24 protein-coding genes are annotated in these 26,236 nt (G+C 69.7%); 18 read left to right on the forward strand and 6 right to left on the reverse strand.

The genetic code is table 11. The annotated features are described in order from the left end of the window. Positions 1-32: 32 nt before the first annotated feature. Complete coding sequence (locus tag HOV77_RS17370) at positions 33-986, reverse strand: hypothetical protein (RefSeq protein ID WP_290863438.1); 954 nt, start codon at positions 984-986, stop codon at positions 33-35. A gap of 59 nt (positions 987-1,045) precedes the next feature. Between HOV77_RS17370 and HOV77_RS17375 the strand changes: the two genes are divergently transcribed. The 5 genes from HOV77_RS17375 (at position 1,046) to HOV77_RS17395 (ending at position 5,533) form a co-directional block, all read left to right on the forward strand. Further along, entirely contained in the window at positions 1,046-1,972 is a 927-nt protein-coding gene (locus tag HOV77_RS17375; protein WP_290863439.1) for a BadF/BadG/BcrA/BcrD ATPase family protein, read from the forward strand. Further along, positions 1,969-3,312: a hypothetical protein gene (locus tag HOV77_RS17380; RefSeq protein ID WP_290863440.1), complete on the forward strand. Its 1,344-nt coding sequence runs from the start codon at positions 1,969-1,971 to the stop codon at positions 3,310-3,312. The genes HOV77_RS17375 and HOV77_RS17380 overlap by 4 nt, the downstream gene beginning before the upstream one ends. Continuing rightward, positions 3,309-4,049, forward strand: coding sequence for an SIS domain-containing protein (locus HOV77_RS17385; protein ID WP_290863441.1), 741 nt, complete (start codon positions 3,309-3,311; stop codon positions 4,047-4,049). Before HOV77_RS17380 ends, HOV77_RS17385 begins: the two co-directional genes overlap by 4 nt. A 67-nt stretch (positions 4,050-4,116) precedes the next feature. Then, positions 4,117-4,878 carry a GntR family transcriptional regulator gene (locus tag HOV77_RS17390; protein ID WP_290863442.1) on the forward strand — a complete coding sequence of 254 codons (762 nt, stop codon included), beginning with the start codon at positions 4,117-4,119 and terminating at the stop codon, positions 4,876-4,878. 43 nt (positions 4,879-4,921) lie between these two features. Continuing rightward, positions 4,922-5,533 carry a hypothetical protein gene (locus tag HOV77_RS17395; protein ID WP_290863443.1) on the forward strand — a complete coding sequence of 204 codons (612 nt, stop codon included), beginning with the start codon at positions 4,922-4,924 and terminating at the stop codon, positions 5,531-5,533. A gap of 1 nt (position 5,534) precedes the next feature. Here the strand turns inward: HOV77_RS17395 and HOV77_RS17400 are convergent, their stop codons facing one another. Next, positions 5,535-6,134 (reverse strand): putative glycolipid-binding domain-containing protein, encoded by a 600-nt coding sequence (locus tag HOV77_RS17400; RefSeq protein ID WP_290863444.1) that lies wholly within the window; start codon positions 6,132-6,134, stop codon positions 5,535-5,537. Between the two features lie 81 nt (positions 6,135-6,215). On the opposite strand from HOV77_RS17400, the gene HOV77_RS17405 reads away from it, so the two are divergent. Both HOV77_RS17405 and HOV77_RS17410 read left to right on the forward strand, forming a co-directional pair. Next, positions 6,216-6,668, forward strand: a complete 453-nt coding sequence (locus HOV77_RS17405; RefSeq protein ID WP_290863445.1) for a hypothetical protein — start codon at positions 6,216-6,218, stop codon at positions 6,666-6,668. Positions 6,669-6,679: 11 nt separating this feature from the next. Next, positions 6,680-7,564: an aminoglycoside phosphotransferase family protein gene (locus tag HOV77_RS17410; protein ID WP_290863479.1), complete on the forward strand. Its 885-nt coding sequence runs from the start codon at positions 6,680-6,682 to the stop codon at positions 7,562-7,564. Here HOV77_RS17410 and HOV77_RS17415 read toward each other — a convergent pair. Next, positions 7,554-8,399 (reverse strand): LLM class flavin-dependent oxidoreductase, encoded by an 846-nt coding sequence (locus HOV77_RS17415; RefSeq protein WP_290863446.1) that lies wholly within the window; start codon positions 8,397-8,399, stop codon positions 7,554-7,556. The two genes, HOV77_RS17410 and HOV77_RS17415, sit on opposite strands and share 11 nt — an antisense overlap. Before the next feature lie 121 nt (positions 8,400-8,520). Here HOV77_RS17415 and HOV77_RS17420 point away from each other — a divergent pair, with 121 nt between their 5' ends. Together HOV77_RS17420 and hrpB are read left to right on the forward strand one after the other, a co-directional pair. Next, complete coding sequence (locus tag HOV77_RS17420; RefSeq protein WP_290863447.1) at positions 8,521-10,449, forward strand: alkyl sulfatase dimerization domain-containing protein; 1,929 nt, start codon at positions 8,521-8,523, stop codon at positions 10,447-10,449. Positions 10,450-10,482: 33 nt separating this feature from the next. Then, entirely contained in the window at positions 10,483-12,963 is a 2,481-nt protein-coding gene (hrpB, locus tag HOV77_RS17425; RefSeq protein WP_290863448.1) for an ATP-dependent helicase HrpB, read from the forward strand. A gap of 6 nt (positions 12,964-12,969) precedes the next feature. Here hrpB and HOV77_RS17430 read toward each other — a convergent pair whose 3' ends face one another. Beyond that, the gene (locus HOV77_RS17430; protein ID WP_290863449.1) at positions 12,970-13,956 is read right to left on the reverse strand and encodes an LLM class flavin-dependent oxidoreductase; all 987 of its coding nucleotides are present in this window, start codon (positions 13,954-13,956) and stop codon (positions 12,970-12,972) included. Between the two features lie 117 nt (positions 13,957-14,073). On the opposite strand from HOV77_RS17430, the gene HOV77_RS17435 reads away from it, so the two are divergent. The 5 genes from HOV77_RS17435 to HOV77_RS17455 all read left to right on the forward strand — a co-directional run bounded on the left by HOV77_RS17435 (position 14,074) and on the right by HOV77_RS17455 (position 20,031). Then, entirely contained in the window at positions 14,074-14,649 is a 576-nt protein-coding gene (locus tag HOV77_RS17435) for a TetR/AcrR family transcriptional regulator (protein WP_290863450.1), read from the forward strand. Between the two features lie 97 nt (positions 14,650-14,746). Then, entirely contained in the window at positions 14,747-15,976 is a 1,230-nt protein-coding gene (locus tag HOV77_RS17440; protein ID WP_290863451.1) for a glycoside hydrolase family 6 protein, read from the forward strand. Positions 15,977-16,122: 146 nt separating this feature from the next. Further along, on the forward strand, positions 16,123-16,677 hold the full coding sequence (locus HOV77_RS17445) for a hypothetical protein (protein ID WP_290863452.1): 555 nt from the start codon (positions 16,123-16,125) through the stop codon (positions 16,675-16,677). A 202-nt stretch (positions 16,678-16,879) separates the two neighbouring features. Further along, complete coding sequence (locus HOV77_RS17450) at positions 16,880-18,076, forward strand: NAD(P)/FAD-dependent oxidoreductase (protein ID WP_290863453.1); 1,197 nt, start codon at positions 16,880-16,882, stop codon at positions 18,074-18,076. Then, a complete protein-coding gene (locus HOV77_RS17455; RefSeq protein WP_290863454.1) occupies positions 18,073-20,031 on the forward strand; it encodes a thioesterase domain-containing protein in 1,959 nt (652 codons plus the stop codon). Before HOV77_RS17450 ends, HOV77_RS17455 begins: the two co-directional genes overlap by 4 nt. A gap of 89 nt (positions 20,032-20,120) precedes the next feature. Here HOV77_RS17455 and HOV77_RS17460 read toward each other — a convergent pair whose 3' ends face one another. After that, entirely contained in the window at positions 20,121-21,152 is a 1,032-nt protein-coding gene (locus tag HOV77_RS17460; RefSeq protein WP_290863455.1) for a right-handed parallel beta-helix repeat-containing protein, read from the reverse strand. 145 nt (positions 21,153-21,297) lie between these two features. On the opposite strand from HOV77_RS17460, the gene HOV77_RS17465 reads away from it, so the two are divergent. Beyond that, a complete protein-coding gene (locus HOV77_RS17465; protein ID WP_290863456.1) occupies positions 21,298-21,624 on the forward strand; it encodes a hypothetical protein in 327 nt (108 codons plus the stop codon). A 47-nt stretch (positions 21,625-21,671) separates the two neighbouring features. Here the strand turns inward: HOV77_RS17465 and HOV77_RS17470 are convergent, their stop codons facing one another. Continuing rightward, positions 21,672-21,806: a hypothetical protein gene (locus HOV77_RS17470; RefSeq protein ID WP_290863457.1), complete on the reverse strand. Its 135-nt coding sequence runs from the start codon at positions 21,804-21,806 to the stop codon at positions 21,672-21,674. Between HOV77_RS17470 and HOV77_RS17475 the strand changes: the two genes are divergently transcribed. The 3 genes from HOV77_RS17475 to HOV77_RS17485 all read left to right on the forward strand — a co-directional run bounded on the left by HOV77_RS17475 (position 21,805) and on the right by HOV77_RS17485 (position 25,970). Next, positions 21,805-22,542, forward strand: a complete 738-nt coding sequence (locus HOV77_RS17475; RefSeq protein WP_290863458.1) for a carbon-nitrogen hydrolase family protein — start codon at positions 21,805-21,807, stop codon at positions 22,540-22,542. The two genes, HOV77_RS17470 and HOV77_RS17475, sit on opposite strands and share 2 nt — an antisense overlap. 99 nt (positions 22,543-22,641) lie before the next feature. Continuing rightward, positions 22,642-24,975 carry an MFS transporter gene (locus HOV77_RS17480; protein ID WP_290863459.1) on the forward strand — a complete coding sequence of 778 codons (2,334 nt, stop codon included), beginning with the start codon at positions 22,642-22,644 and terminating at the stop codon, positions 24,973-24,975. A 155-nt stretch (positions 24,976-25,130) separates the two neighbouring features. Continuing rightward, positions 25,131-25,970 (forward strand): HAD family acid phosphatase, encoded by an 840-nt coding sequence (locus HOV77_RS17485; protein ID WP_290863460.1) that lies wholly within the window; start codon positions 25,131-25,133, stop codon positions 25,968-25,970. Positions 25,971-26,236 lie beyond the last annotated feature (266 nt).

Below are 26,236 nucleotides of genomic sequence, written 5' to 3' on the forward strand. Positions count from 1 at the left end.
TGATGCCATCGAGGTATGACACCCCCGGCGGGTCACGGCACGAACAAAGCCGTCAGCGACTGGTGGTTGGCCTCCACGATGATCGACTCGGCGCCCGCGTTGGCCGTTACCCGCGTCGAAGCGGAGAAGGTACGCGAGGAGCAGGCGGTCGAGACGGGCACAGCGGTATGCCAGGTGTTGATTTTGAAATGGTGCACGGTGTTCGTGACGGTGACGCCCGCAAGTGCGCCGTTGGTCGTCGTGGCGCAGACCGATCCGTCCTGGTTGAGCTGGTGCACCACCAACTGCGTGCCGACGTACGCGTAGTTGCCCGTCAGCCGCCCGCCGACGCACAACGTCTCCGGGCGAGTGCCGTAGCAGGTGGTGACGTTGACGTCGCCGATCGCCTGGATGCTCGTCACGCCGGCCGGCGCGGTGAAGGTGACCGGGGCGGCGTAGTAACCGCTGTCGACGCGCGTACGCGTCGGCTGGTAGGTCTGGGCGGATGCGGTGAGGACGCCGAACACGTCCTCGACGTAGGTGGTCGACTCGACGCGGATCGTCTGCGTGCCGGAGGTCGCCGTGTGATCGATGAAGATCGCCTCCAGCGAGCAGGTGAGATCGCCGGAGACGGGGGCGGTGATCATGCCCCGGGTGAGGATCGTGGTCGCCGTCCCCGCGAGGACGTTCTGGCCGGACACCAGCCGGTCGACCAGCGTCGTCGAGCCCGCCTGACGGCAGTAGACCAGGTGCGACGTCTCGGTCACGACCGTCGCGTTCGAAACGATGAGCTTGCTGCTGAGGTACTTGGTCGTTCCGGCGGGGACCGTGATCCGGGCACCGAGATCATGGAAGATCGGAGTGCCGTTGGTGGAGGTCGGCTGAACGGTGTACGTGCCCGGCTTGGCGGTGTACACGCGCAGGTCGGAGGCGGTGGCGGGGGATGCGGTGGTCAGCAGGGCGGCGACCACGGCGGCGGTCATGGCAGCGACAGGCGTCCATCTCATAAGTCCGCAGCGTAGACGGCCTCTGGCTTTCGGTCTAGACCGGTATTACGATGCCCCGCATGGCTGACATGGTGGACGTGGCGATCGACGCCGGCCAGACCCGCATGCGGATCGGGCTCGCGTACGCCGGGCGGGTGACCCGGGTGGCCGACTGCCCCGGGCTGACCTACCGGCACGACGTACGCCCGTCCGACGCCGTCCTTGCCGCGATCACCGGTCCCTGGGCCGAGCTCGCCGTACGCGATCAGGTTGCCACCGTCTGCCTCGGACTGACCAGCGTCCTCGGCTCGGCCGACGAGTACGCCGCCCTGGCCGGTGGGCTGATCGACCGGCTCGAGGCCGGGCGCGTACTGATCGCCGGGGACGTCGTCACCGCCCATGCGGGCGCCTTCGGTCTCGGACCCGGGGTCGTGCTCGCCGCAGGCACCGGCGCGATCGCGCTCGGGCTGGACCGCGACGGCGTACGCCGTCAGGTCGACGGCTGGGGCTACCTCTGCGGTGACGCGGGCGGTGGATTCTGGATCGGCCGCCGGGGACTGGAGGCGGCGCTGCGCGGCCACGACGGCCGGGCGGAGCCGAGCGCGCTGATCGACCACGCGACCGCGCACTTCGGGGAGCTCGCCGACCTCGCCGAGACGCTGTATCCGGCTCCCGACGCCGTCGCGAGGATCGCCGAGTTCGCCCCGGCCGTCCTCGGCCTCGCCGACGCCGACGCGTACGCCGCGAACATCGTCGACGAAGCAGCGCGGGAACTCGCCGCCACCGTCGCCGCCGCCTCCGGCCCCGGCGACCTGCCGGTGTCGTGGACCGGGCGGCTGCTCCAGCACGACGGACTACGACGGCGGTTCGCCGACGAACTGGCGATCCGGCGGCCCGGCGTACGCCTCCACGAGCCGATCGGCGACGGGCTCGACGGAGCGGCGAAGCTCGCCGCCGCACCCGAGCTGGGCCTCCACTCCGGACTGATGCGGGTGACTGTGCGGTGAGAGTCGGCTTCGCCACCCGTACCATCACCGTGCCGCCGGGTGCCCCGATGGGCGGGTACGCCTTCCGCGAAGGCGTCTCGGCGGGAACGCTCGATCCGCTGACCGTCTCGGCGATCACCTGGTTCGACGGCACTCACCGGGTCGCGTTGGCGCTCCTCGACGTCATCTGCGTCAACGCCGACCTCACCCGGGCGGCTCGGGCCGCTGTCTCCGGTGGGTCTTGTTTCGACGTCTTGTGGGTCGCTGCGAGCCATACGCACGCCGGGCCGGAGACCGGGTGCGTACCGGGTGGGACGGCGACTCCACCCGAATGGCTCGCCCGGCTCACCACCGACATCGCCGAGACCGTTGCGGTGGCTCGGGATGCGGAGGTCGAGACGACCGGCCGGGTGCACTCCGGACTGCTGCACGGCGTCGGCGCGGTACGCAGCCAGCCCGCCGGGGAGGCGAGCGTTCCGCTGGACGTCGTCGAGGTCGTGGCGGGCGGACGGCGTACCGGGGTCCTCGTAGTGCTGCCGGTGCATCCGACCGTGCTGCCCTCCGACAACCTCCTCGTCAGCGCCGACCTGACCGGGGCGGTCCGCCGCGCCCTGACCGACCGCCTCGAACCCGGAACCTGGGTGGCCGTCGCGACCGGTGCGGCCGGGGACATCAGCACTCGGCGTACGCGTCAAGGCCAGGACTCGGCCGAACTCGACCGGCTCGGCGCCCTCGTCGCCGACCGTTGCCTTTCCCTTCTCGGCGACGGTGTCCCCGCGTGGTCTGCGGGGAGCACCGTTGCCTGGCGACGCCGTGAGCTGACCTTGGACGCCAAACCGCCCGTCGACGCGTACGCCCTGATCGCCGCGGCCGAGCGCGACATTCGGGACGCGACCGACCCCATCTCCGTACGCATCGCCGAAGGCGTGCTCGACGGGGCTCGGTGGGCTGCTTCGCTACTGCCTGACGCGCCTCACTCCACCGAGCGCGGGGGGCGGGCGCGTCGCGATATCCGGGATAACGTCCCCTCGCACACTGTGCGAGACCGCGTTATCCCGGATATCGCGCAAGAACTGCCGATAGCGGCGGAAGTCGCAGCGCTCCGAATAGGAGACGTCCTCCTCGCCGGCCTCCCGGGCGAACCGTTCCTCACCGCAGCCACCCAGCTCCACCCCGCTATCGTGCTGGGATACACGAACGCCTATCCGGGCTACCTGCCACCGGAGACCGCGTACGCCGATGCCACCTATGAGGTTCTGGCGAGCGCCGCCGCACCGGGATGCGCCGAGCTGATCACCGCCGCCGCCGCCGACCTCATCCGGGAGTTGACCCAACCATGGCAGGCAGAGGGAGCGAAATGATCGACCAGACCACGTACGCCGAGGTCGCCCGCAACGCCGTCGAGCGCCTGATCACCACCCAACGGGAGGCGATCGCGGAAGCGGGCCGCCTGGTGGCGGACGCGCTGGCGGCCGGTGGCGTGCTCCAGGCGTACGGGACGGGGCATTCGCGTGCGACGGCGTTGGAGCTGGTCGGCCGGGCCGGTGGGCTGATCCCGGCGAATCAGCTCGGCATCCGCGATCTTGTCTACTATGGAGACGCCAAGGTCGCCGACATCCTCGATCCGCTGCTCGAACGGGAGGCCGGGATCGCCGAGCAGATCTGGGCGCTGGCCGACATCCGGCCCGAGGACGTCTTCGTGATCGCGTCCAATTCGGGCGGCAACACCGCTGTCGTGGAGATGGTCCAGCTCGCACAGTCGCGGGGGCACAAGGTCATCGCGATCACCTCGGTCGAACACGCCACCACGGCCCACCGCAGCCCGTCGCTGGCCGAGCTGGCCGACGTCGTGATCGACAATGGAGCGCCGTGGGGCGACGCCGCGATTCCCATGCCTGACGGGGACAAGTTCGGCCCGCTGTCCGGCCTGACCGGCGTACTCGCCGCGAATCTGCTCGTGGCCGAGGTCGTCGGCCGTCAGTTGGCGGCAGGACACCAGCCGTTGGTGTATCGTTCGGCCAACACACCGGGCGGATACGAGCGGAACGCCGAGATCCTGCGCCGATACGGCGGGCGCGTCCGGCTGGGCGACGCCTGATCCGCCGACTTGGCACAGCACCGCGAAGACGCCCCGCCTGACCGACAAGAAAGCGCCGAGGAGCGCGATGGCCCGCAGCCCGCACAATACGTTCCCGGAGATCCCGCTCCCCGACGCGTTCGACACCGTGCGCGCCAAGGGCGAGCAGCTCCGGGAGATCCTCGAGGCGATGGTCCGCGAACAGCCGCCGGGCACGCTGCTGCCGTCGGAGCGCTCGATCGCCGAGCGCTTCCAGGTCGCCCGAATGACCGCCCGCCAGGCGATCACCGACCTGGTCACCCGGGGGCTCATCCGCCGCGTCAACGGCGCCGGCACGTTCGTGGCCGAGCCGCGCCTCACCCACGGCACGACCACCGGCTCGTTCAGCCACGACATGCGGCTGCGGGGTCTGGTTCCCGGCGCGCGGGTGGTTTCCTCAGGGGTACGCCCAGCGACCGGACTGATAGCGCAACGATTGCAGCTGACCGAAGGCGATCCGATCGTGGCCCTGCATCGGGTGCGTACGGCCGACGGGGTGCCCATCGCGGTCGAGAACACCCATCTGCCGGCCGATCGGTTTCCCGGCCTGCTCGATCTGCTCGGCGACGACCGTTCGCTGTACGCGATCCTCAACGAGCACTGGGGCGTACAGATCGCGACGGCGGCCCACCGAGTCTCCGTGATCGCATTGGACGACACCGACGCCGAACTGCTCGAAGTGCCGCCCGGCCTGCCGTCGTTCGTCATCGACCGGGTCGCCTACGACGCGGCGGGCGCGCCGATCGAGTGGGGCCGCTCCCGATACCGCGGGGACCGCTACGACGTGGAGTTCGACGTCCACCCGAGCTGACCGGGCCCCACGCGGGCCGGGCGTGCGGGTTAGGGTCTCGATCATGGCCCTGACTCCCGACGAGTACTACGCGCACGCCCTCGCCGCCGCCGACGAGGACCGGCGACTGCCGCTGGCCCGGATGACGGAATGGGACATCAGCCCGTTCGACCCGGAAGGGCTGCGGGTTTCGCCGCTCCGGCCGCCGGTGGTGCCCGAACCGCCCCGGCACGGCGAGGACCCGGCCGACTGCAAGTCGTGCGAGCTGCGCGACGAAGGCATCTGGTTCACCGACAACTGGCGGCTCAACCGGGTGCAGGGTGTCGGCGTACCCCTGGCGTTGATGCTGCGCCCACGGGACCACTACGACATGGCGGACCTGACCGACGATCTCGCCGCCGAACTGGGGGTGCTCAGCACGCATCTCGTCCGGCACATCCAGGCCCTGCCGAACATCGGCCGGGCGCACGTCTATCGGCTCGGTGACGGCGGGGCGCATCTGCACGTCTGGTTCTTCGCCCGGCCGGCGGGCCAACGGCAGATGCTGGGGTCGTGGCTGATGGTCTGGGACGATTTGATGCCCGAGTACCCGGCGGAGCCGGCTGACGCAGACGCGCAAGTCGTCGCCGACGCCCTGATCGCCTCGTACGGCGGAAGCCGCGAACCGACGTCCTGACTCAGCGTTCGGCCAGGCCCGGATACGTAACGACATACCCGTTCTCGTCGACCGTCAGGTCCGCGGTGAAGGTGCCGGAGGCGTACCGGATCTGGCCGTCGCCCAGCACCGTGTAGGTCTGCTCCGACGGCACCACCGCCAGGCTCGGCAGCAGCACCCAGGCCGCGACGATGGTGGTGCTCGTCCCGGCGGGCTTGCCCAGCAGGTTCAGCCGCCGGATCGGCAGTGTGTTGGTCAGCGGTGAGGCGTACAGGTCCACGTCGATCGCCTCGGCCAGCCGGTCCGGCTCCTCGGTGCCCGCCAGCGGGGCGGTCGGCAGGACGGCGTTGAGGTTCCCCCGCTCCGAGGCCGTGATGCGCCAGCGGCCACTCGCCCTTTCCAGCTTGAGCGTACGCAGAAAGCCAGGCCCTTCGACGGTCACGTCGAGCCGGCTGCCGGCCCACCGGCTGTCGGTCGACAGCTCATAGCGGCAGGCGTACGCCACCGGCGAACCCGTGAAGGCGTAGCCGTGCGCGGTGAGCCCGTCGCGATCGTCGTAACCGGCGTACTCGCCGCCCGTCGTGTCAGTACGCCGCCAGGCGAGCGCGCGGGGAAGAGTCATGTGCCCCAACCTACCGGCCGACCCGTACGCCGTGACGTCTTTCCGACTTCGGCGAGCGGCTCGTCGTGCGATCCTTTCGCGATGCACGAGGCCTTCGCGTCCACTGTCGCCCAGCTCCTGCCGGTCTTCGCCCTGGCCGCGCTGGTGGAGCTGATCGCGTACGCCCGCCAGTTCGGCCGGGGCATGAGCGAACTGCGCTCGTGGGCGGACGTGCCACCGCGGCTGTTCGACCTCGGCGCGATCGGGCTCGGCGTGATGATCATCGGCTGGCTGGAGTTCGACCTGGTCCGGGCCGAGATGCTCTGTCTCGACTCGCTCGTCGGCCGGCCGGTGCCGCTGGGCGCGGCCGGCGACGTCCGGGCCACCGTCATCGAAGCCCTCGTCTATCTGATCGCGTTCCCGGTCGTCGGCGTCGTACTGCAGATGCTGTTGCGGATCTCGATGCGAGCCATGTCCCTCGCCCGGACCGCGCCATCGACGCTCGACAGTGACCCGGTGGCGGTCGGCCTCCTGGTGGAGGACACCGTAACCTGATCATCGTGCCGATGCATGACGACCAGCTCGACATCACTCCCGAAATCGTCCGATCGCTCGTCGGCGACCAATTCCCGCAGTGGCGCTCCTGGCCGATCCGGCAACTGACGGCGTCGGAGGGCACAGTCAACGGGATCTTCCGCATCGGCGACACCCTCACGGCCCGGTTCCCGCTCGTGCCCGGCGACCCCGCCGAAGTCCGGCGAGATCTGGAAGCCGAGGCCGACGCGTCGGCCGAACTGGCCGGGCGTACGCGTTTCCCCACCCCGGAGCCAGTGGCGCTGGGCGAGCCGGGGCATGGCTATCCACTGCCCTGGTCGGTGCAGACCTGGCTGCCGGGAACCGTCGCGACGGTGGCCGACCCAGGGGAGTCCATCGCCTTCGCCGAAGATCTCGCCGAGTTCATCGCCGGAGTACGCACCATCGACACCCGCGGGCGTACCTTCAGCGGTGGCGGCCGCGGCGGTGACCTGAAGAACTCCGACGGCTGGCTCGACTTCTGCTTCGACCGCAGCGCCGGGCTCCTCGACGTCCCCCGGCTGCGCGCGATGTGGGCGGAGTTCCGTGAACTGCCCCGGACCTCTCCCGACGTCATGTCACACAAGGACCTCATCCCGGGAAACGTCCTCGTCGCCGGCGGCCGCCTCGCCGGCGTACTCGACGTGGGCGGACTCGGCCCGGCCGATCCGGCGCTGGACCTGGTCAGCGCGTGGCACCTGCTCGAAGCCGGTCCGCGGCAGACGATGCGGGAGCGCCTCGGGTGCGACGACCTCGACTGGGAACGCGGCCGGGCCTGGGCCTTCCAGCAAGCCATGGGTCTGCCGTGGTACTACGCCGACACCAATCCCGTCATGGCCCGCCTCGGTGTGCGTACCCTTGCCCGGCTCATGAGCTGAGGAGCCCACGGAGCCGCAGCTCGGCCATGGCCTCGTCGAGCACGGCCTCGTCGCCCGCGAACCAGCCGCTCTCGCGCGGCCAGTGGGTGACGACGTCGGTGAAGCCGAGCCGCTCCGCGCGTTCCACCGTGTCCACGAAGTATTCCACACTGGACAGTGAGTAGACCGCGGACCTGGGGTCGAGAATGAGGAAGCGGGTCGTGTTGATCGGGTTGCGCTCACTGAGCCGTTCGACGGAGCTCCACCACTCCTCGACGTCCTCGGTCACGTCGCCACCGGCCAGCCACGCGTCGCCGTACTTCTGGGCGAGCTTGATCCCGCGCGGACCCTCGGCGGCGATGACGAGCGGCAGCTCGCTGACCTCGCAGCGGGCGTCCACCGCTCGGTAGTACGCGCCGTCGTAGGTCACGCGCCCCTCGCGCAGCAGCCGATGCAGCAGTTCGACGAACTCGGCGAACCGCTCGAAGCGCTGGCGGCGGTCGAGGCGCGGCTGGCCGAGCACGTCGTTGTCGAATCCCGCGAGCCCGCCCGCGCCGACGCCGATCACCGCCCGCCCGCCGCTGACGTCGTCCAGCGTCGTGATCTCCCGCGCGAAGTGCGCCGGGTGCCGGAAATGCGGGGAAGCGACCATCGTGCCGAGCTTGATGTGGCCGGTGACGCCGGCCGCGGCGGTCAGCGTGGCGATCGAGTCGAACCACGGCCCGTCGACTAGGTCGCGCCAGCCGAGATGGTCGTAGGTCCAGGCGTGGGCGAAGCCGACCGTCTCCGCCTTCTCCCACAGCCGCCGGGCCTGGGCCCAGGGACGGTCCGGCAGGATCACCACTCCGACTCTCATGCCGGTAAGCCTCTCACGGTGCCGCCACGATCCGTCTGGGCGTACTGGCGGATTCTGCTGATTCGTCCGCGCTTTACCAGGCGGCGGCCTACGCTCCCAGGAAGGGCGAAGGGGGCGCGCGATGACGTCGGTGGATGAGGCACGCACGGGCACGAAAGAGGCGACCGCGATCACAGCGGCGGCGAACGCGGCGGTGCTGGGAGCCTTGCCGTTCGACGACACGACGGACTTCGACGACGTACGCCGGGGACTGATCGAAGCGGCGGCGCCTGCGCCGGTGACCCGATCCGACGGCGTTCCGATGCCCGCCTGGAACATGGGCGCGTACGCCTTCGAGGACGCCGACGAAGCGCCGCCGACGGTGAACCCCAGTCTGTGGCGGCAGGCCCGGCTGAACCGGGTGGCCGGGCTGTTCGAGGTCACCGAGCGGATCTACCAGTTACGGGGCATGGACATCTCGAACATGACGATCGTCGAGGGCGACACCGGGATCATCGTCATCGACCCGATGATCTCCACCGAGACTGCGAAGACCGGCCTCGACCTCTATCGCAAGCATCGTGGCGACAAGCCCGTCGTGGCGGTGATCTACACCCACAGCCACGTCGACCACTACGGCGGCGTACGCGCCATCATCTCCGACGAAGACGTCACCTCCGGCCGGGTGAAGATCTACGCACCGGAGGGCTTCCTCTATCACGCCGTGTCGGAGAACGTGTTCGCCGGAACCGCGATGAGCCGCCGCTCGCATTTCCAGTACGGCGTCTTCCTGCCCCGGGACGAGCGCGGGCAGGTCGACCTCGGCCTGGGCAAGGCGGTCTCCAACGGAACCATCACGCTGATCCCGCCGACCGACCTGATCACCGAGAACGGCTCGCGCACGATCGACGGCGTACGCATGGAGTTCCAGCTCACGCCGGGCACCGAGGCTCCGTCGGAGATGAACTTCTACTTCCCGCAGATGCGGGCCCTGTGTGCGGCCGAGAACGCCTGCCACACCCTGCACAACATCCTGACCCTGCGCGGCGCGGAGGTACGCGACACCCGTCAGTGGTCGCGCTACCTGGACGAGGCGATCGAGATGTTCGCCGATCGAAGTGACGTCGTGTTCGCCTCGCACCACTGGCCGACCTGGGGCTCCGAGCGTGTGGCCGAGTTCCTCGCCGATCAGCGCGACATGTACCAGTACCTGCACGACCAGACGTTGCGACTGATCAACCACGGACTGACCCCGATGGAGATCGCCGAGACGCTCACGAAGCTGCCGCCGGACCTGGAGAAGCGGTGGTACCTCCGCGGTTACTACGGTTCGATCAGCCACGGCGTACGCGCGATCTACCAGCGTTACCTGGGCTTCTACGACGGCAATCCGGCGCATCTGAACCCGCATCAGCCGGTGGAGGCGGCCAAGCGCTACGTGAAGGTCATCGGCGGGCCGGACAAGGTGCTCGCGGCCGGCCGGGAGGCCTTCGACTCCGGCGACTACCGATGGGCGGCCGAACTGGTCAACCACCTGGTCTTCGCCGACCCGGGCAACAGCGAGGCGGTCGCCCTCCAGGCCGACGCCCTCGAACAGCTCGGCTACCAGTGCGAGAACGGGACCTGGCGATCGCTGTACCTGATGGGCGCGCACGAGTTGCGCAACGGCGTCTTCCACGGTGTCGCGCTGACGACCACCAGCCCGGACATGATCCGCTCGATGAGCCCGGACCTGTACTTCGACTACCTCGGCATCCGGCTCAACGGCGACAAGGCAGCCCACGTTCCGGAGACGCGGATGGCCTGGACCTTCACCGATCTCGACGAGACTTATGTCGTCACCCTGCGAAACGCGACGCTGACCTACCGGGTGGGTAAGCCGGACGCCCCCGCCGACGTCAGCCTGACGCTGACGAAGGCGGCGCTGGACGCGATCTCGCTGAGCCAGTCGACCTTCGACAAGGCGATCGCCGACGGCGCCATCACGGTCGAGGGGGACAAGCAGCGCCTCGTCCAGCTGCTGAGCATGCTCGACGACTTCGACGTCATGTTCAACGTCGTCACCCCGTGACACCGCGGCGATCGCACGCGGCAGACTGGCGGCATGATGCCCGACGTCGACCTGCCCGTGCGTGCTGCGCTGCCAGAACTGCTGACTGCGCTGGACGGGTCCGGCACCGCGGTGCTCGTCGCGCCACCGGGCTCCGGCAAGACCACGCTGGTCCCGCTCGCCCTCGCCGACCAGGTGAAAGGCCGGGTCATCGTCGCCGAACCCCGGCGCATCGCGGCTCGCGCGGCCGCGTCTCGGATGGCTCATTTGACCGGTACGCAGGTCGGCGGGCTCGTCGGCTACACGGTTCGAGGTGACAGCCGCACCGGTGGCGACACCAGAGTCGAAGTCGTCACCACGGGTGTCCTGGTCCAGCGACTGCACCGCGATCCGGAGCTGACCGGCGTCGCAGCGGTGGTCCTCGACGAATGTCACGAACGGCACCTCGACACCGATCTCGCCCTCGCCTTCACCCTCGACTCCCGTACGCACCTGCGCCCGGACCTGAGGCTGCTCGCGACGTCGGCGACCGCAGACGCGGAGCGGCTCGCAGCGGCGATGGGCGCGCGCACGTCCATCGTCAGCGCGGCCGGGATGATGCACCCCGTCGAGGTCGTCTGGGCTCCGCCGACCGGTCCGGTGGACGCGCCCTACGGCCTGCGCGTCGACCCTCGACTGCTCGATCACGTCGCCGCCGTCGTCCGGCGCGCCTTGGCGGAGAGCCCCGGCGATGCTCTGGTGTTCCTGCCCGGGGCGGCGGAGATCGGCGGAGTGGCCCAGCGGCTCGGCCGCTTGAGCGGCGTGGACGTGGTGAGCCTGCACGGGCGGCAGGCGGCTTCGGTGCAGGACGAGGCCCTGCGTCCGGGCGTACGCCGACGGGTCGTGCTCGCCACCGCGGTCGCCGAGTCCAGCCTCACCGTGCCGGGCGTCCGGATCGTCGTCGACTCTGGACTGGCGCGCGTTCCGCGTACCGACCATGGTCGTGGTCTCGGTGCGCTGGTGACCGTCCGGGCATCGCGGGCGGCCGCCACCCAACGGGCCGGCCGAGCAGGTCGGGAAGCGCCGGGAAGCGTGTATCGGTGCTGGTCCGAGCACGACCATGAACGGCTGCCCGCGCAGGCCGATCCGGAGATCGCGGGGGCCGACCTCACCGGATTCGTGCTGCACTTGGCCTGCTGGGGGCGGGCCGACGCGGAGGGGCTCACCCTGCTCGATCCGCCACCGGCGGCCGCCGCCCAGGTGGCGCGTGAGACGCTGACCGCCATCGGCGCGCTCGACCAGGCTGGCCGGGTCACCCCGCGTGGGCGCGACATCAACGACGTCGGCGCTCATCCGCGGCTCGCTCGCGCACTTCTCGACGGCTCCAAGATCGTGGGTAGCAAGATCGCAGCCGAGGTGGTCGCGCTGCTCTCGGCCGACGTGCGTACGGCCACGGATGACCTGCCGGCAGCGCTGCGGCGGTTGCAGGGCAACGCCGAGCCGGCGGTCACCAGCGCCTGGCGTACCGAAGTCCGCAGGCTCGCCGGCGGCATCGATGCCAACCGGCCGACCAGCAGCTGGTCGTCGGATCTCGCGGCCGCGCTCCTCGTCGGGCTCGCCTTTCCCGAACGAATCGGACGGGTACGCACACCAGGCGGGCGGGTGTACTTGATGACCGGCGGGACTGCGGCGGAACTCGCGGCCGACACTTCGCTACACGGGATGGAATGGCTCGCCATCGCCGACGCGGACCGGCAGCCCGGCAACGCCGCCGCCCGAATCCGGCTCGCCGCACCGATCGACGCCGAAACGGCGAAACTGGCGGCCGAAACGCTGTACGCCGACCGCGGCGAAGTGACGTGGACCAACAAAGACGTCCTCGCCCGGCACCGCACCCGCCTCGGCGCGATCGTCCTCACCGATCGGCCGCTGGCCAAGCCCGATCCGGAAGCGGTGGCGGCCGCGCTCGGGGAAGGACTGCGCCGCAATGGGCTCAAGCTGCTGCGCTGGTCTGACGAAGCGACCGGCGTACGCGAACGGCTCGCCTTCCTGCGTCACGCGCTCGGCGAGCCCTGGCCGGCCGTGGACGACGCCGGACTGCTGGCCGACCTGAGTTGGCTGGGTCCGGCGCTCGTCAACGCCCGCAACCGTGCCGATCTGGCCCGCATCGACGTGGCCTCGGCATTGCGCCGGCTGCTTCCCTGGGCGCAGGCCGCCCAGTTCGACGAGTACGCCCCCGACCGCATCGAAGTGCCGAGTGGTTCCCGGATTCGCGTCGACTACACCGACCCGGCTGCACCCTTCCTCGCGGTGAAGGTGCAGGAGATGTTCGGCTCGGCGCAGGCGCCCACGCTCGCCGGTGGACGCGTGCCGTTGGTGCTGCACCTGCTCTCACCGGCGGGCCGCCCGGCAGCGGTCACCGCAGACCTCGCATCCTTCTGGGACAACGGTTACGTGTCGGTACGCTCGGAGTTGCGCGGCCGCTACCCGAACCACCCCTGGCCCGACAATCCGCTCAAGGCGAAGCCGTCGGGGCGTACCAAGCCTCGCAAGTGACGGGGCTCAGTCGTGTGTGGACTGCATCGCCTCGGCGAGCAGGGCGACCGAGCGCAGCCGGGCCTTGCCGGTGGCGTGATGGGCGACGATCAACTCGTCGGCTTGCGCGTGCCGGATGAAGGTGTCCAGGTATTCGCGTACTTCGGCCGGTGTGCCGAGGGCGGAGTATTGCAGCATCTGGTCGACGTGCGCGCCCGCGCCCTGCGCCAGCAGTTGATCGGCTTGCTCGTCGGTGAAGGTCTGCCCGCGCCCGAACAATCCCGTCGCGAACGCCCGGCGAGTGGCCTGGAACTGCTCATGAGCGGCGGCAGTCGTGTCCGCGGCGACGACGTTGACCGCGGCGATCACATAGGGCCGGTCGAGCTGCTCGGACGGGCGGAAGTCTGCGCGGTACGCCGCCACGGCCGCCGCCAGCGCCTGCGGCGCGAAGTGGGAGGCGAACGCGTACGGCAGGCCGAGAGCGGCGGCCAGTCTCGCGCCGAACAGCGACGAGCCGAGGATGTACAACGGGATCTCGGAACCCTTGCCCGGCACCGCGTCCACGCCGGGAATGCGCGACCGGCCGGCGAGGTAGCCCTGCAGCTCCAGCACGTCTTGCGGGAACGCCTCGGCCGACTGAGCGTCGCGGCGTAGGGCGCGCATCGTGTTCTGGTCCGAGCCGGGAGCGCGGCCCAGGCCCAGGTCGATGCGTCCCGGGTACATCGCGTCGAGGGTGCCGAACTGCTCGGCGACGGTCAGCGGCGTGTGGTTGGGCAGCATCACCCCGCCGGCACCGAGCCGGATCGTGCGGGTGAACGTCCCGATGTGGGCGATCAGGACGGCCGGCGACGACGAGGCGATCGTCGGCATGTTGTGGTGCTCGGCGTACCAGACGCGACGGTAACCATGCTGCTCGGCGGCGACGGCCAGGTCGACACTCGCCGCGATGCTGTCGCGCGCGGTCTCGCCCGGTCCGATGCGAGCCAGATCGAGAATGGAGAGCGGGGTGGGCATACGGCGATCCTTTTGACTCGAGCGGGCACCGGGTGGGTCGACACGAAGCGGAGCACGTGCTCCGCCTCTCCCGACGGTAACACTGAAGCGGAGCAGATGCTCCGGTAGGGTGTGTGTATGACATCACCGGCCATCCGCAGCGACGCCGCCCGCAATCGGGGCCGGTTGCTCGACGCCGCGGCCGGCCTCATCGCCGAACGTGGCAGCGACATCGACGTACGCGAGATCTCCCGCCGGGCCGGTGTCGGCATGGGCACCCTGTACCGCCATTTCCCGACCAAGGAGGCGCTGCTCGACGCAGCGCTGGAGCACGTGTTCACGTCCTGGGCCGAGCAGGCGGCGGCCGCCCGGACCGGCGAAGCCTGGCGCGACTTGAGCACCTTCCTCGGCGACGCGTTGTCCCGGCAGACGGCGTCGCCGGGTCTGCTCGACGCGTACTGTCAGGCGCTGCCCGGCCAAGCCGGGAACACCGCCCGCCGGCACTGCCGCCAGCAGGTCGCACCGCTGATCACCGAGCTGGTCCAGGCCGCGCGACAAGCCGGAGAGTTGCGTTCCGACGTCACCGATGAAGACGTCTCGCTGCTCCTCGTCGCGCTGGGCCGAATCGCGACGGTGGTTCCCGAAACCGCTTGGCGCCGTGTGCTCCACGTGGCGTTGGACGGCTTGCGGGCGACTGCGGCCACCCCCATGTGAACGACGCGTACTCAGCCGATCGAGGTGTTGACATCTTCGGGTCGAACCACCACCGTGGGAGCGTTCCCATCCTCGTCCCCCTCAGGAGGAACATTCGGTGAAGCGCATCTTCACAGCAGTAACAGCCGCCGTCCTGGCCGGCGTCTTCGTCGCCGCTCCGGCGCAGGCGCACGGCTCGGACGGCACGAGGTTCTACACGCCGAAGCCCGATCCCGGGGCCGTGCAGCAGATCACCTCGCTCTACCGCCAGGGCCAATGGGAGCTGGCGACCAAACTGCTGACCATGGTCAGCACCCCGCAGGCGGTGTGGTTCACCGGCGGCGTGGGGCAGGACGTCACGAAGTCGGTGAAGACCGAGGTCACCCGGGCGGCCTTGCAGCGCAAGGTGCCGGTTCTGGTGGCGTACAACATCCCGTTCCGAGACTGCGCCCAGTACTCCGCAGGCGGAGCGACGAGCGTGGCCGAGTACGAGGCCTGGATCGACGCGTTCGCCGCGGGCATCGGGCGGCACGAGGTCGTGGTGGCGCTGGAGCCGGACAGCCTCGGCATCATCCCCTGGTACACCACGATCAACGGCGCGGCCGAGTGGTGCAAGCCGGCGGAGGCCGACCCGGCGACCGCCGCGAGCGACCGGTTCGCGATGCTGAACTACGCGGTGGCCAAGCTCGGCGCGTTGCCGAACACCAGCGTCTACCTCGACGGTACGCACAGCGGCTGGCTCGGCTCGGGTGACGCCGCCGACCGGCTCGTCAAGGCGGGCGTGCAGCAGGCCGACGGGTTCTTCCTGAACCTGTCGAACTATGAGACGACCGAGCGCCAGCTGAAGTACGGCAGCTGGATCAGCAAGTGCGTCTACTTCGGGACGCAGGGCCCGGACTGGGCGCGCGGTCACTTCGACTGGTGCGCCAGTCAGTACTACCCGGCGAATCCGGCGGACTTCAGCACGTGGGGGCTGACCGACGCGTGGTACGACCAGAACGTCGGCGCGGTGTCGCCGGACGTCCTGCCGCACTTCGTGATCGACACCAGCCGCAACGGGCAAGGTCCGTGGACGCCGCCGGCCGGCAACGGCTGGCCCGACGCCCAAGTCTGGTGCAACCCGCCGGACCGCGGGCTCGGCCTGAAGCCGACCTCGAACACCGGTAACCCGCTGGTCGACGCGTACCTGTGGATCAAGACGCCCGGTCAGTCCGACGGGCAGTGCGACCGCGGCACCGGCACCGGCGTCGACCCGGCACGGGGCGGGATCGCCGATCCGGCGGCCGGCGCGTGGTTCCCGCAGCAGGCGATCGAATTGGTGCAGTACGCCAATCCGCCGCTGTGGTGACGCTCGCATGATCGGGGCCGGTTCCGGTGGTTCATCGGCCACGGAATCGGCCCCGATCATCGGGTACGCGGTCGCACAGGGTAGGTGGACGGCGACGAGGCGTACAAAACAGGACGCGAGCGGCGAACGCCTTTAAGATCCCGCGCATGCGACACCTCTGGACCCTGATCGCCGCCCTCGTCATCGCCCCGCTTTCCTGGTTCCTGCTCGCCATCGGCCAGTCCACCTCGCTGCGCGTCCTCGACGACGCGTCCTCGGCCGCCCCGAGCGGCGCCGACATCCTGCGTCCCCTCGTCTTCCTCGCGGTCGGCGGGCTCATGCTCGGCCTCATCGCCACTCTGCGTATGTCGCCTCTGGGCGCGGTGCTGACCGGAGTTCTCTACACCGGCAGCTACATCCTTTTGCTGATCGCCCCGAACGCCGTCCTCGACGCGTTGTCGAAGGACATCTCGTTCGGCGGATTGCGGGCGGACCTCGCGATGCCGTTGCGTACCGGAACATCGGCTCTCGTCGGGTCGATGTTGCTGCTGGCGCTGGTCAGCGTCGGCCGGTGGCGGCGGTGGCCCGAGCCGGAACTCGCCACCGAGGCGTGGTCGTCGACCGAGTCGTCCTCCGGCTTCCCGCGTACGCCGACTCCGAGCACGCTCGCTGGCTGGACGTCGTTCCTGCGCGACGATCCGCGTCCGATGTCGAGGAAGTGATGAGCCGGACCTGACCGTCCGGCCGAGCGGACAACCCGCCTTTCCGGCATTGTGCGTACGCAGCGCTCCTGGCGGGTGACCGTTGTCGGGAGTCTGACGGTTCACGACGTTACTTAGTGGTCCATAGGGCGAATAGCATCCCCGGTTATCCTGCGGGTCCCCGGCTGAGAGGTGACCCGAATCGTTGTGGGGGTGCGGGTTCGTGACCAGGGTGGCCATCATCGGCGCGGGGCCCTACGGACTGTCTATCGCGGCGCATCTGCGGTCGCTCGGCGTGCCACATCGGATCTTCGGCACGCCGGTCGACACGTGGCTGCGTCACATGCCCGCCGGAATGTCGTTGAAGTCTGACGGGTTCGCGTCCAGCCTCAGCTCGCCCGAGCCGGGCAGCCGGCTGTCGGCGTACTGCGCCGAGAACGAAATCGCCTACGACGACACGGCGATCCCGGTCGAGCTGGACGTGTTCACCGCGTACGCGGTCGACTTCCAGAAGCGGTTCGTGCCGCAGGTCGAGGACCGTCAGGTCGTCGCGCTGGACAAGGGAGCGGAGGGGTTCACGCTCAAGCTGGACGACGGTGAGACGCTCACGGCCGACCTGGTCGTGGCGGCGGTCGGCATCACGCACTTCGCGCGTATGCCGCAGGAGCTGTCCGGCCTGCCCGCGAACCTCGTCTCACACGCGTCCGCCCATCATGACCTGTCCGCCTTCGCCGGCCGCGACGTCACCGTGATCGGCGCGGGCTCGTCGGCCATCGACATCGCCGCCCTGCTCGCCGAGGCAGGCGCGACCACGTCGCTGATCGCCCGGCGGGACCGGATCAAGTTCGCCTCCGCGCCGCCGCCCGGTGGCCGGAGCCTCTACCAGCGGCTGCGGCACCCGTCGACGGGAATCGGGCCCGGCCTGCGCTCGTTCATCTTCCAGAAGCGGCCCAACCTGTTCCGCTTCCTGCCCGGCGGGCTGCGCCTGAAGATCGTCCGCCGCCACCTCGGTCCCTCGTCCGCCTGGTGGATGAAGCCGCGCTTCGACGCGGGCGTGACGACCGCGTTGAGCGCCACGATCGAGAACGCCACCGTGGAGGGAAGCCGCGCGCGACTGGTCCTGCGTACGCCGGACGGGCCCATCGAGCACGTCACCGACCACATCATCGCCGCGACCGGGTACTGGCCGGACGTCGACCGCCTGGAGTTCTTCAGCGACGGCCTGCGTACGGCGATCCGGACGCACGAGCGGATGCCGGTGCTCTCCGGCCGGTTCGAGAGCTCCGTCAGCGGGCTGTACTTCGTCGGCCCACCCGCGGCGAACAGCTTCGGGCCGCTCATGCGGTTCATGGTCGGCGCTGAGTACGTCGCGCCCCGGGTGGCGCGGACCCTCGCCCGTAGAGCCGCGGCGACCAAGTGACCGCGACGCTCGCCACCGACGCGGCGGCCGCCGAGGGCGTACGCCTTCAGCTCCTGAAGGCCGGCGACGAAGGCGAGACCCTGTTTCTGGTACCAGGCGTGGAAGGCGACATCGGCGAGCTGATCCCGGCGGTGTCGGCGATGACCGGCCCGCAACGGGTCTACGGGCTGATGCCGGTGCTGCCGGACGCGATCGGGCTACCCGCCGCGGCCGCCCAGGTCGTGACGGCCATCCGGGGTCTGCAACCGGCCGGTCCGTACCGGGTCGGCGGTTACTCGTTCGGGGCACTGCTCGCTCTGGAAGTCGCCCAGCAGCTGCGGGCGGCGGGGGAGAGCGTCGAGGCGCTCTTCCTCATCGAGGGCGTCTACGACGAGCGCTTCTGGCCGCGCAAGATGTGGGTACGCGCGCTCGTGCGGCGTACCGGCTGGCAGTTGGGGCGCATCGTGCGGATGCGGCCGCTCGCGGCGATCGCCGAGATCCGGTTGCGCGGCGTACGCCTCCTGCGGCGACTGGTGCGGCGGAACGCGAAGACCCCGGACGCGGTGCGGGACGTGGCGAGCGCCGAGACGCTTTCGGCTCTTTATGCGTACCGGTCGATGGCGGCCTATCAACCGCGGACCTATCCGGGGACGCTGACCTTGATCGCCACCTCGCAGGACCGGCACTTCGGCTGCGACGTGGCCCGGCTGTGGGCGGGCCTGGCCGACCGCGTGGTCGTGCAGCGCGTCGACGGCGACCACCTTGCGATCGTGCGGGAGCCCGCGGCGGTGGCCGCGGTGGCGGCGGCGATCGACCACGGCCTGGCGATGGCCCAGCCTGAGTGGCCTGGTGTGCGGCCGCGGCCCGGTTTCGAGCGGCCGATGATCCTGACCACGATGCGCTGGTATGCCTCGGCCAGGCTGGCGCACGCGCTGATCGAGGCGGGCTTCGAGGTGTCGGCCTGCCGGCCTCGCGGGCACGTGCTGGGAGTGATCGACGGCCTGACCGCCGATTCCCAGCTGAACCGGTTGTGGCGGCGGCGATCGCTGGTGGCTGCGATCCGGCGGGCGCAACCGGACATCATCCTGCCGGACGACGAGCGCGCGCTGGCGTTGCTGCGACGGGTGCACGAGGCGGTCCGGATCTCCGATCCGGAGCTGGCGGCGCTCATCGGACGATCGCTTGGCGACACTGCACAATGGACAGCCGTGACGTCGCGCGCCGGGCTGGCGGCCACCGCCCGGGACCTCGGCGTGACCGTGCCCGACACCGTGGTGGTCGCCGACCCGGCGGGATTGGCCGACCGGCCCTTGCCGTACGCGTTGAAGACCGACGGCAGCTGGGGCGGCCGGGGCGTCGCCTTCGTCCACTCGGCCGGCGACGTCCGCCCGGCCTGGAACTCGGTCGCGAACCCGCCGAGCCTGCCCAGGGCACTCAAGCGGTTGCTCGTCAACTTCGAGGCTGCGCCGTTGGCCGCCTGGGCCCGGCGCGTACGCCCCGTGGTGAACGCGCAAGGCTTCGTCGACGGCCGCGAAGGAATCGTCACGGCGGCCTGCTTCGAGGGTCAGGTGACCCGGTTGGTCTGCCTCCAGGTCGAGGAAGCCTCCGAACCCCGTGGACCGGCGGCGGTGATCAGCGTCATCGACCATCCGCAGATGGCCTCGGCGGCTCGCGTACTGGTGGAACGGTTGGGGTTCACCGGCTTCTGCGGCTTCGACTTCATGATCGCTCCGACGGGCGAAGCCTTCCTGCTGGAGATCAACGCCCGTGTCACGCCTACCTGCCATCTGCTGGTCGAGGGCCTGTCGCCGGCCGGTCGCGTGCTGGCGTTGTTCCCGGCTCCGGCGGGGACCGACCCGGCGATCGTCGACCAGCCCTGCCGAGTGCCTGCCCTCGCACGCAGTGTCGGGTCGGTGCTGGCTCGCAGACAGCGGCGGTCGGCTCGCATTGCTCGGCGACTTCGGATCGCCCGCTAGCCCCTCAATCCCTTGGGCGCTGGATCAGGGTTCTGGGTCGAATCATGGCGCAAGATTCGATCCAGAACCCTGATCCAGCACTCGTTCAGCTAGATCTTGCCGGTGCCGGCGCCCGAGGTGACGATCGACTTCACCGACGAGTTCGCGTCCACCGTGTACGCGTACGGGATGGCCGCGACGCTGGCCCCGTTACGGGCCGCCGGGGTGCCGGAGTTCACGAGGTAGTTGTTCAGCAGCTTGATGTTGCCCGAGGGCGAGCTGCCGGTCTGCGACACCGCCGAGTTCGGCGTGTTCTCGAAGTAGTTGCGCTCGAGGTAGACGCCCGCGTTGCAGGTGGACGCCACGCCGTAGGTGCCGGAGTTGTAGTAGTAGTTGTTGTAGACGTGCACCGGGTTGCCGAAGCGTACCCGCGGGCCACGCTGGTCGCAGTTGTTGAACCAGTTGTGGTGGTAGGTGATGCGCAGGTGGCCGGTGTCCTCCGACGCGTTGTCGTCGCTGTGGCCGACGAGCGAGCACTTGATGTGATCGTGGAACTTGTTCCAGGACACCGTGATGTAGTCACCGGCGTGCGTGATGTCGAGCAGGCCGTCGTAGTAGTCGGTGCCGTGGCTCGTGTCGCTCGACAGGTCGTTGTGGTCGATCCAGAGCCGGGTCGACTTCTCGACGTGGATCGCGTCGCCGTTGCCGACGCTCGCCGGTACCTTGGCGATGACCAGGTTGCGGATGATGACGTTGCTGACGCTCTTGAGCCTCAGCCCGCAACCGGTGAGCCCGGAGTTCGAGCCCACGCCGATGATCGTCTTGTTGGACGCCACCGTGATCTCGCTGGAGCAGGTGAACTTTCCGCTCACCTGGATGATCTGCTTCGTGCTGGAACCGGCCGCGCTCGCCAGGGCGGACGCGCTGGTGACGGTGACGGTCGAGCCGCCGCTGCCGCCGGTCGTGCCGCCGCCCTGGGTGGCCCAGCCTTCGAGGTTGAAGGTGGCCGCCGAGGCGGGTGCGGCCGAGACCGCGAGTCCGGCCGCGACGAGGGCGATCGTCCCGGCCAGTGCCAGAAGCCTTCCGTGGAGCGGGTTGTGCGACGGTCTTCCGTGGAGTGGGTTGTGCGAGGGAGACGTCATGAATGACCTCCGGTGGGATCTGCGCGCCGTCCGCCGGGTGCGTGGGCGCGCAGGGGCGGTTGTGATGTTGGAAAGCGCTTTCCTGACTCAGTAAGGTATCGACGTCGTTCTAATTTGTCAACGATGGATCCCCTATGCTCGCCAGGTGGGACGTAGATGGGATCTGCTCGCGGCGATCGCGGCCGTGACCGCTGCGGTCATGCTGACCGCGTACGTCGTCATCATGCGCGGCCAGGGCGACCCGCCACTGTGGTGGGTGGTCCTCGCGCTCGGTCTCTCGGTGATTCTCTGCGGGTACGCCGTCGACCGGCAGCGTCCGCATCGGCGCGGTCTGCTCAGCTTCGCCGGGGTGGTGCTGGTGATCCTCGGCGTGCTCAGTCTGCTGTCGATCGGCTGCCCGATCCTGATCGCCGGAGTCACCGCGCTCATCGCCGCGATCACCGCCGGTCGCGCTCCCGCCGACCCCTCATGATCGTCGGGTTCCGACAGTCTTGGCAGCGCTGGGCGGCGGGTGGTACGTCACGCACCTCTCGGCGACAGGATGACGTCGATGGCGTACCACCGGCGGTCGCTCGCCTTGACCGCCGGCGACCGCTCGCCTTGACCACCGGTGGTCGCTGCCGGCGAGCGAAGGCCCGCCGATGAGGTCCTCATGACCGGACTGCGCATCGCGGCCTGTCAGACGCCGGAGATTCTCGGCGATGTCGACGCCGCGCTGACCTGCGTCGAAGACTTCGCGCGCCAGGCCGGCGACGCCGATCTGCTGCTGTTCCCGGAGTGCTTTCTGCAGGGCTACCTCGTTGAAGCCGCCCACCTGAACCGGTACGCCGTCGACCTGCGGTCGGCCGAGTTCGCCGCCGTGCGGCGTCGCCTCGCCGGGATCGAAGCCACCCTGGTGATCGGCTTGATCGAGCGGGCCGGGGATTGCCTCTACAACACGGCGGTCGTGCTCGACCGGGGAGACCTGTCCGGCCGCTATCGCAAGACCCACCTCGTAGCGGGTGAGTCCATCTTCCAGCCGGGTGCGGACTACCCGGTCTTCGATCGCCGGGGCGTACGCCTCGGGATCAACATCTGCTACGACGCCCAGTTCGCCGAGGCCGCCGCCGCAGTCGCCGCCCAGGGCGCGGAGGTGCTGCTGTTGCCGGCCCAGAACATGATGCGCCGGGCCAACGCCGAGATCTGGCGCGACAGGCACAACGAGATCCGCAAGCAGCGCGTACGCGAAACCGGCATGTGGCTGTTCTCCGCCGACGTCACCGGCGAGCGCGACGGCGAACGGATCGGCTACGGCCCGACCTGCGCCATCAGCCCGGACGGCGACGTCGTCGCCCAAGTGCCCCTGCTGACGGAGGGTCACATCACGGTGGAAGTCCGCAGTTCCCGCTGATACCAGGCGCGCTGGATGCGTGAAATGGCCGTTTCGTAACGTACGTACGGCTCGTTAGCAAAGGCGATGAACGGCACAGCGATGAATGACACAGTGGACATGAAGACACCGAAGGCCAAGCTGGTCACGATCTTCATCGCACTCATGTTGTGCGTACTGCTCGCCGCGCTGGACCAGACGATCGTGGCGACCGCGCTGCCCACCATCGTCGGCGACCTCGACGGGCTCGATCACATCTCGTGGGTGGTGACGGCGTACCTGCTCACCGCCACGGTCACGCTCCCGCTCTACGGCCGCATCGGCGACATCTACGGCCGCAAACCCGTCGTGATCTTCGCGATCGCGGTGTTCCTCATCGGATCGGCGCTGTGCGGCTGGTCGCACACCATGACCGAGCTCATCGCGTACCGGGCGGTGCAGGGAATCGGCGCAGGCGGGTTGATGGTGCTCGCGCAGGCGATCCTCGCCGACCTTGTGCCACCCCGGGATCGTGGCCGCTACATGGGCTTCATCGGCGCGGCGTTCGGCGTCGCGTCGGTCGCCGGGCCGCTGCTCGGCGGCTATCTCACCGATCACGCGAGCTGGCGGTGGGTGTTCTACATCAACCTGCCGCTCGGGGCGGTCGCCCTCGCGATGATCGCCGTCGTGCTCAAGCTGCCCGCGCCCACGTCCCGGTCGCGAGTGGATTATCTCGGCGCGGTGCTGCTCTCGGCCGCGGTCACCTGCCTGGTCCTCGTCACGTCCTGGGGAGGCAGCGAGTACGCCTGGAGCAGCGCGCAGATCCGCTGGTTGCTGGCGGCCACCCTCGGATTCACGGTGTTGTGGCTGGTCAGCGCCCGATTCTCGGCGCAGCCGATCCTGCCGCTGCGGTTGTTCCGGGACCGGACCTTCGCACTGTCCTCCGTCGCCAGCATCGCCGTCGGCGTCGCGATGTTCGGGTCGATCAGTTACCTGCCGATCTTCATGCAGGTCGTCACCGGGGCCGACGCGACGAACTCCGGTCTGCTGATGTTGCCGCTGGTCGCCGGCATCTTGGTGACCGCGATCGCGTCCGGTCAGCTGATCAGCCGGACCGGCCGGTACAAGGCGTACCCGATCGCGGGCGCCATCCTGACCGGGCTCGGCCTGTGGCTCCTGTCCACCCTGGACGAACACAGCACCCGTACGCTGATCAGCGCGTACATGGTCGTCGTCGGGCTCGGCATCGGCCTGATCATGCAGGTGCTCGTGCTCGTCGTGCAGAACACCGCCGAACGCGGCGACCTCGGGGTGGCGACCTCCGCCATCACGTTCGTCCGCCAGGTCGGCGGCGCGCTCGGCGTGGCCGTCTGCGGTTCGCTGTTCACGACGAGGCTCTACGACGCGCTCGCCCGCGAACTGCCCGGCATGCCGATCACCGGCGGCGTCGGCTCGCTGACCCCGGCCCGGCTGGCCGAGCTGCCCGACGCCGTACGCGACGGGATCGCCCGGGCGTTCGCCGACGCGCTCCCGCCGATCTTCCTAGCCTTGGTTCCGTTGCTGATCGTGGCGCTGATCTGCGTCGGCGTGCTGCCCGCCGTGTCTCTGCGTATGCACGACGCCCCGGTGGTCGAGGCGGCCCATCTCCTGTCCGGGATCGTTCGCAACGCCACCGGTACGCCGTTGCCTCGAGTCCGGCTCAGCCTGCTCGCCACCGACGGGGAACTGCTCGCCACCACCACGAGCGACGAGAACGGAGCCTTCGCCGTCGGCGCCCCACGAGCGGGGAGTCACGTGCTGGTCGCCGCAGCCGAGGGATACCGCCCCGAAGCGTCACGAGTGCAGCTCGCCACCACGGCGTACCACGAGATCCTGCTGACGGGAGCGGCGACGCTGGTCGTGGCTACGCGCGTGCCGGGAGCCGCCGCGAGCCTGACCGACGACGTGGGCCGGCAGACCGCGACGGCGCGGGCCGACGACGCGGGCCGGATCGTGCTGGAACGGCTCGAAGCCGGCAGCTACACGCTGGCCGTGACCGCCGAGGGGCATCGACCCGGTGCTATGGCGATCACGCTGACCCCGGGCGACACTGTGGAGCGTGAGCTGACCCTGCGCCGCTCGGCGACGGTGGCCGGGACGGTCCGCGCGCCCGACGGCCAGCCGCTGAAGGACGCACTGGTCGTGGTGCTGGACGCGGCCGGAACCGTGCGCGGCAGTACGCACACCGACACCACGGGCGTCTTCGCGGTCGACGACCTGGCCGACGGCGCTTACACCCTCGTGGCCAGCGGTTACGGCCCGGCTGCGATCGGCGTACGCATCGACGGGCCGGGCCGGGTGGACACTTCCATCACGCTGGGACGAGAGGCCGGGCAGCAGCCTGCCGGGCGGCACGCCCAGGAGCCGTACCCGGACCAGCCGCACGCCGGCTGGCACGCGGTGACGCCGAGCCGCCCGATCCGCGTCTCCCGTTGACTTCCCCTTCTAGGCGGGTACGGTCCAGCCGTCGGCGTAGGTCGATCATCGCATGCCCAGCAACTGCGTTTCGGCTCGCGAGCCCGGTCGTGCGGGTGCCCGATCATGGGGTTAGCGTCACGGGGTACGTGAACCCCCGATGAAGGGAACGTGACGTGACTTCACGATCCTGGCGCTCACCACGCCGTTTGATCACCACCTCGCTGCTGGCTGTCGTGCTGGTCGGCGTAGGTGGGCTGGCCTCCGCGGCGACCCCGCAGCCGGCCATCAAGACCATCACCCCGAAGTACGCCGAGCAGGTCACCAACATCGACGTCCTGCGCCAGCAGCTTCGGAATTACTACGGCGACCCACTCGGCAGCGGCATCGCCGCCCCCGACGGCAACTACGCCGACGAGGCCCGCAAGGTCGCGGCGGCGGGCCGGCGGTGGCTGGACGCCGTGCGGCACCAGCCCGGCGAGAACAAGGCGATCGTGCTCGACGTCGACGACACGACCCTGTTGACCTGGAACTACGAGGTGTTCAGCAACTGGGCGTACAACCCGGCGACGAACGGGCAGTTCGTGACCGAGCAGCGATTCCCGGCCGTCTTCGGCATGGTCGACCTCGTCCGGTACGCCCAAGAGCAGGGCTTCGCCGTGTTCTTCCTGACCGGGCGTCCGCTCGCGCAGGAGCCGGCCACGCTCGGCAACCTCACCTCCGACGGGGTGGGCGTCGACGCGGGCTATCCCACGCCGACCACCCTGGTCGACGGCGAGGACGGCCTGTTCACGAAGCCGCCGGTCGCCCAGTACCCCGACTATCTGAAGGCGGCGTGCGCGGGCGACCCCAACGGTTCCTGCACGACGATCCACTACAAGTCGGCCACCCGGGCGCACATCGAGTCGCTGGGTTACGACATCGTCGCGAACTTCGGCGACCAGTTCAGCGACCTGGAGGGCGGGTACGCCGACCGCACCTTCAAGCTGCCGAACCCGAACTACTTCCTGCCCTGATGAATCCATGACGCGGACGGTGACACGTAGCGTGGCCGCGGCTGTCGAGAACCCCGTGACAGCGATAACGGCTCCGTAACACCCGGCCGGCCGGCCGAGAGAGCGGCGGGGCACTCGTTTACGCAGGCGAGTGCCCCGCCGCTCGGCAGTGGTGGGCCTCTTCGACACCGGTTCGACGCTGTTGACAGCGATGTTCGTCACTACCCAGGATGTGGCGCATCGCCAGGGATGCATATTGCGTCGATGGCGTCGACAACCGAAGACCG

Origin of the sequence: Hamadaea sp., from assembly GCF_013362815.1 — a bacterium.
In the GTDB taxonomy this organism is placed as follows: Bacteria; Actinomycetota; Actinomycetes; order Mycobacteriales; family Micromonosporaceae; genus Hamadaea.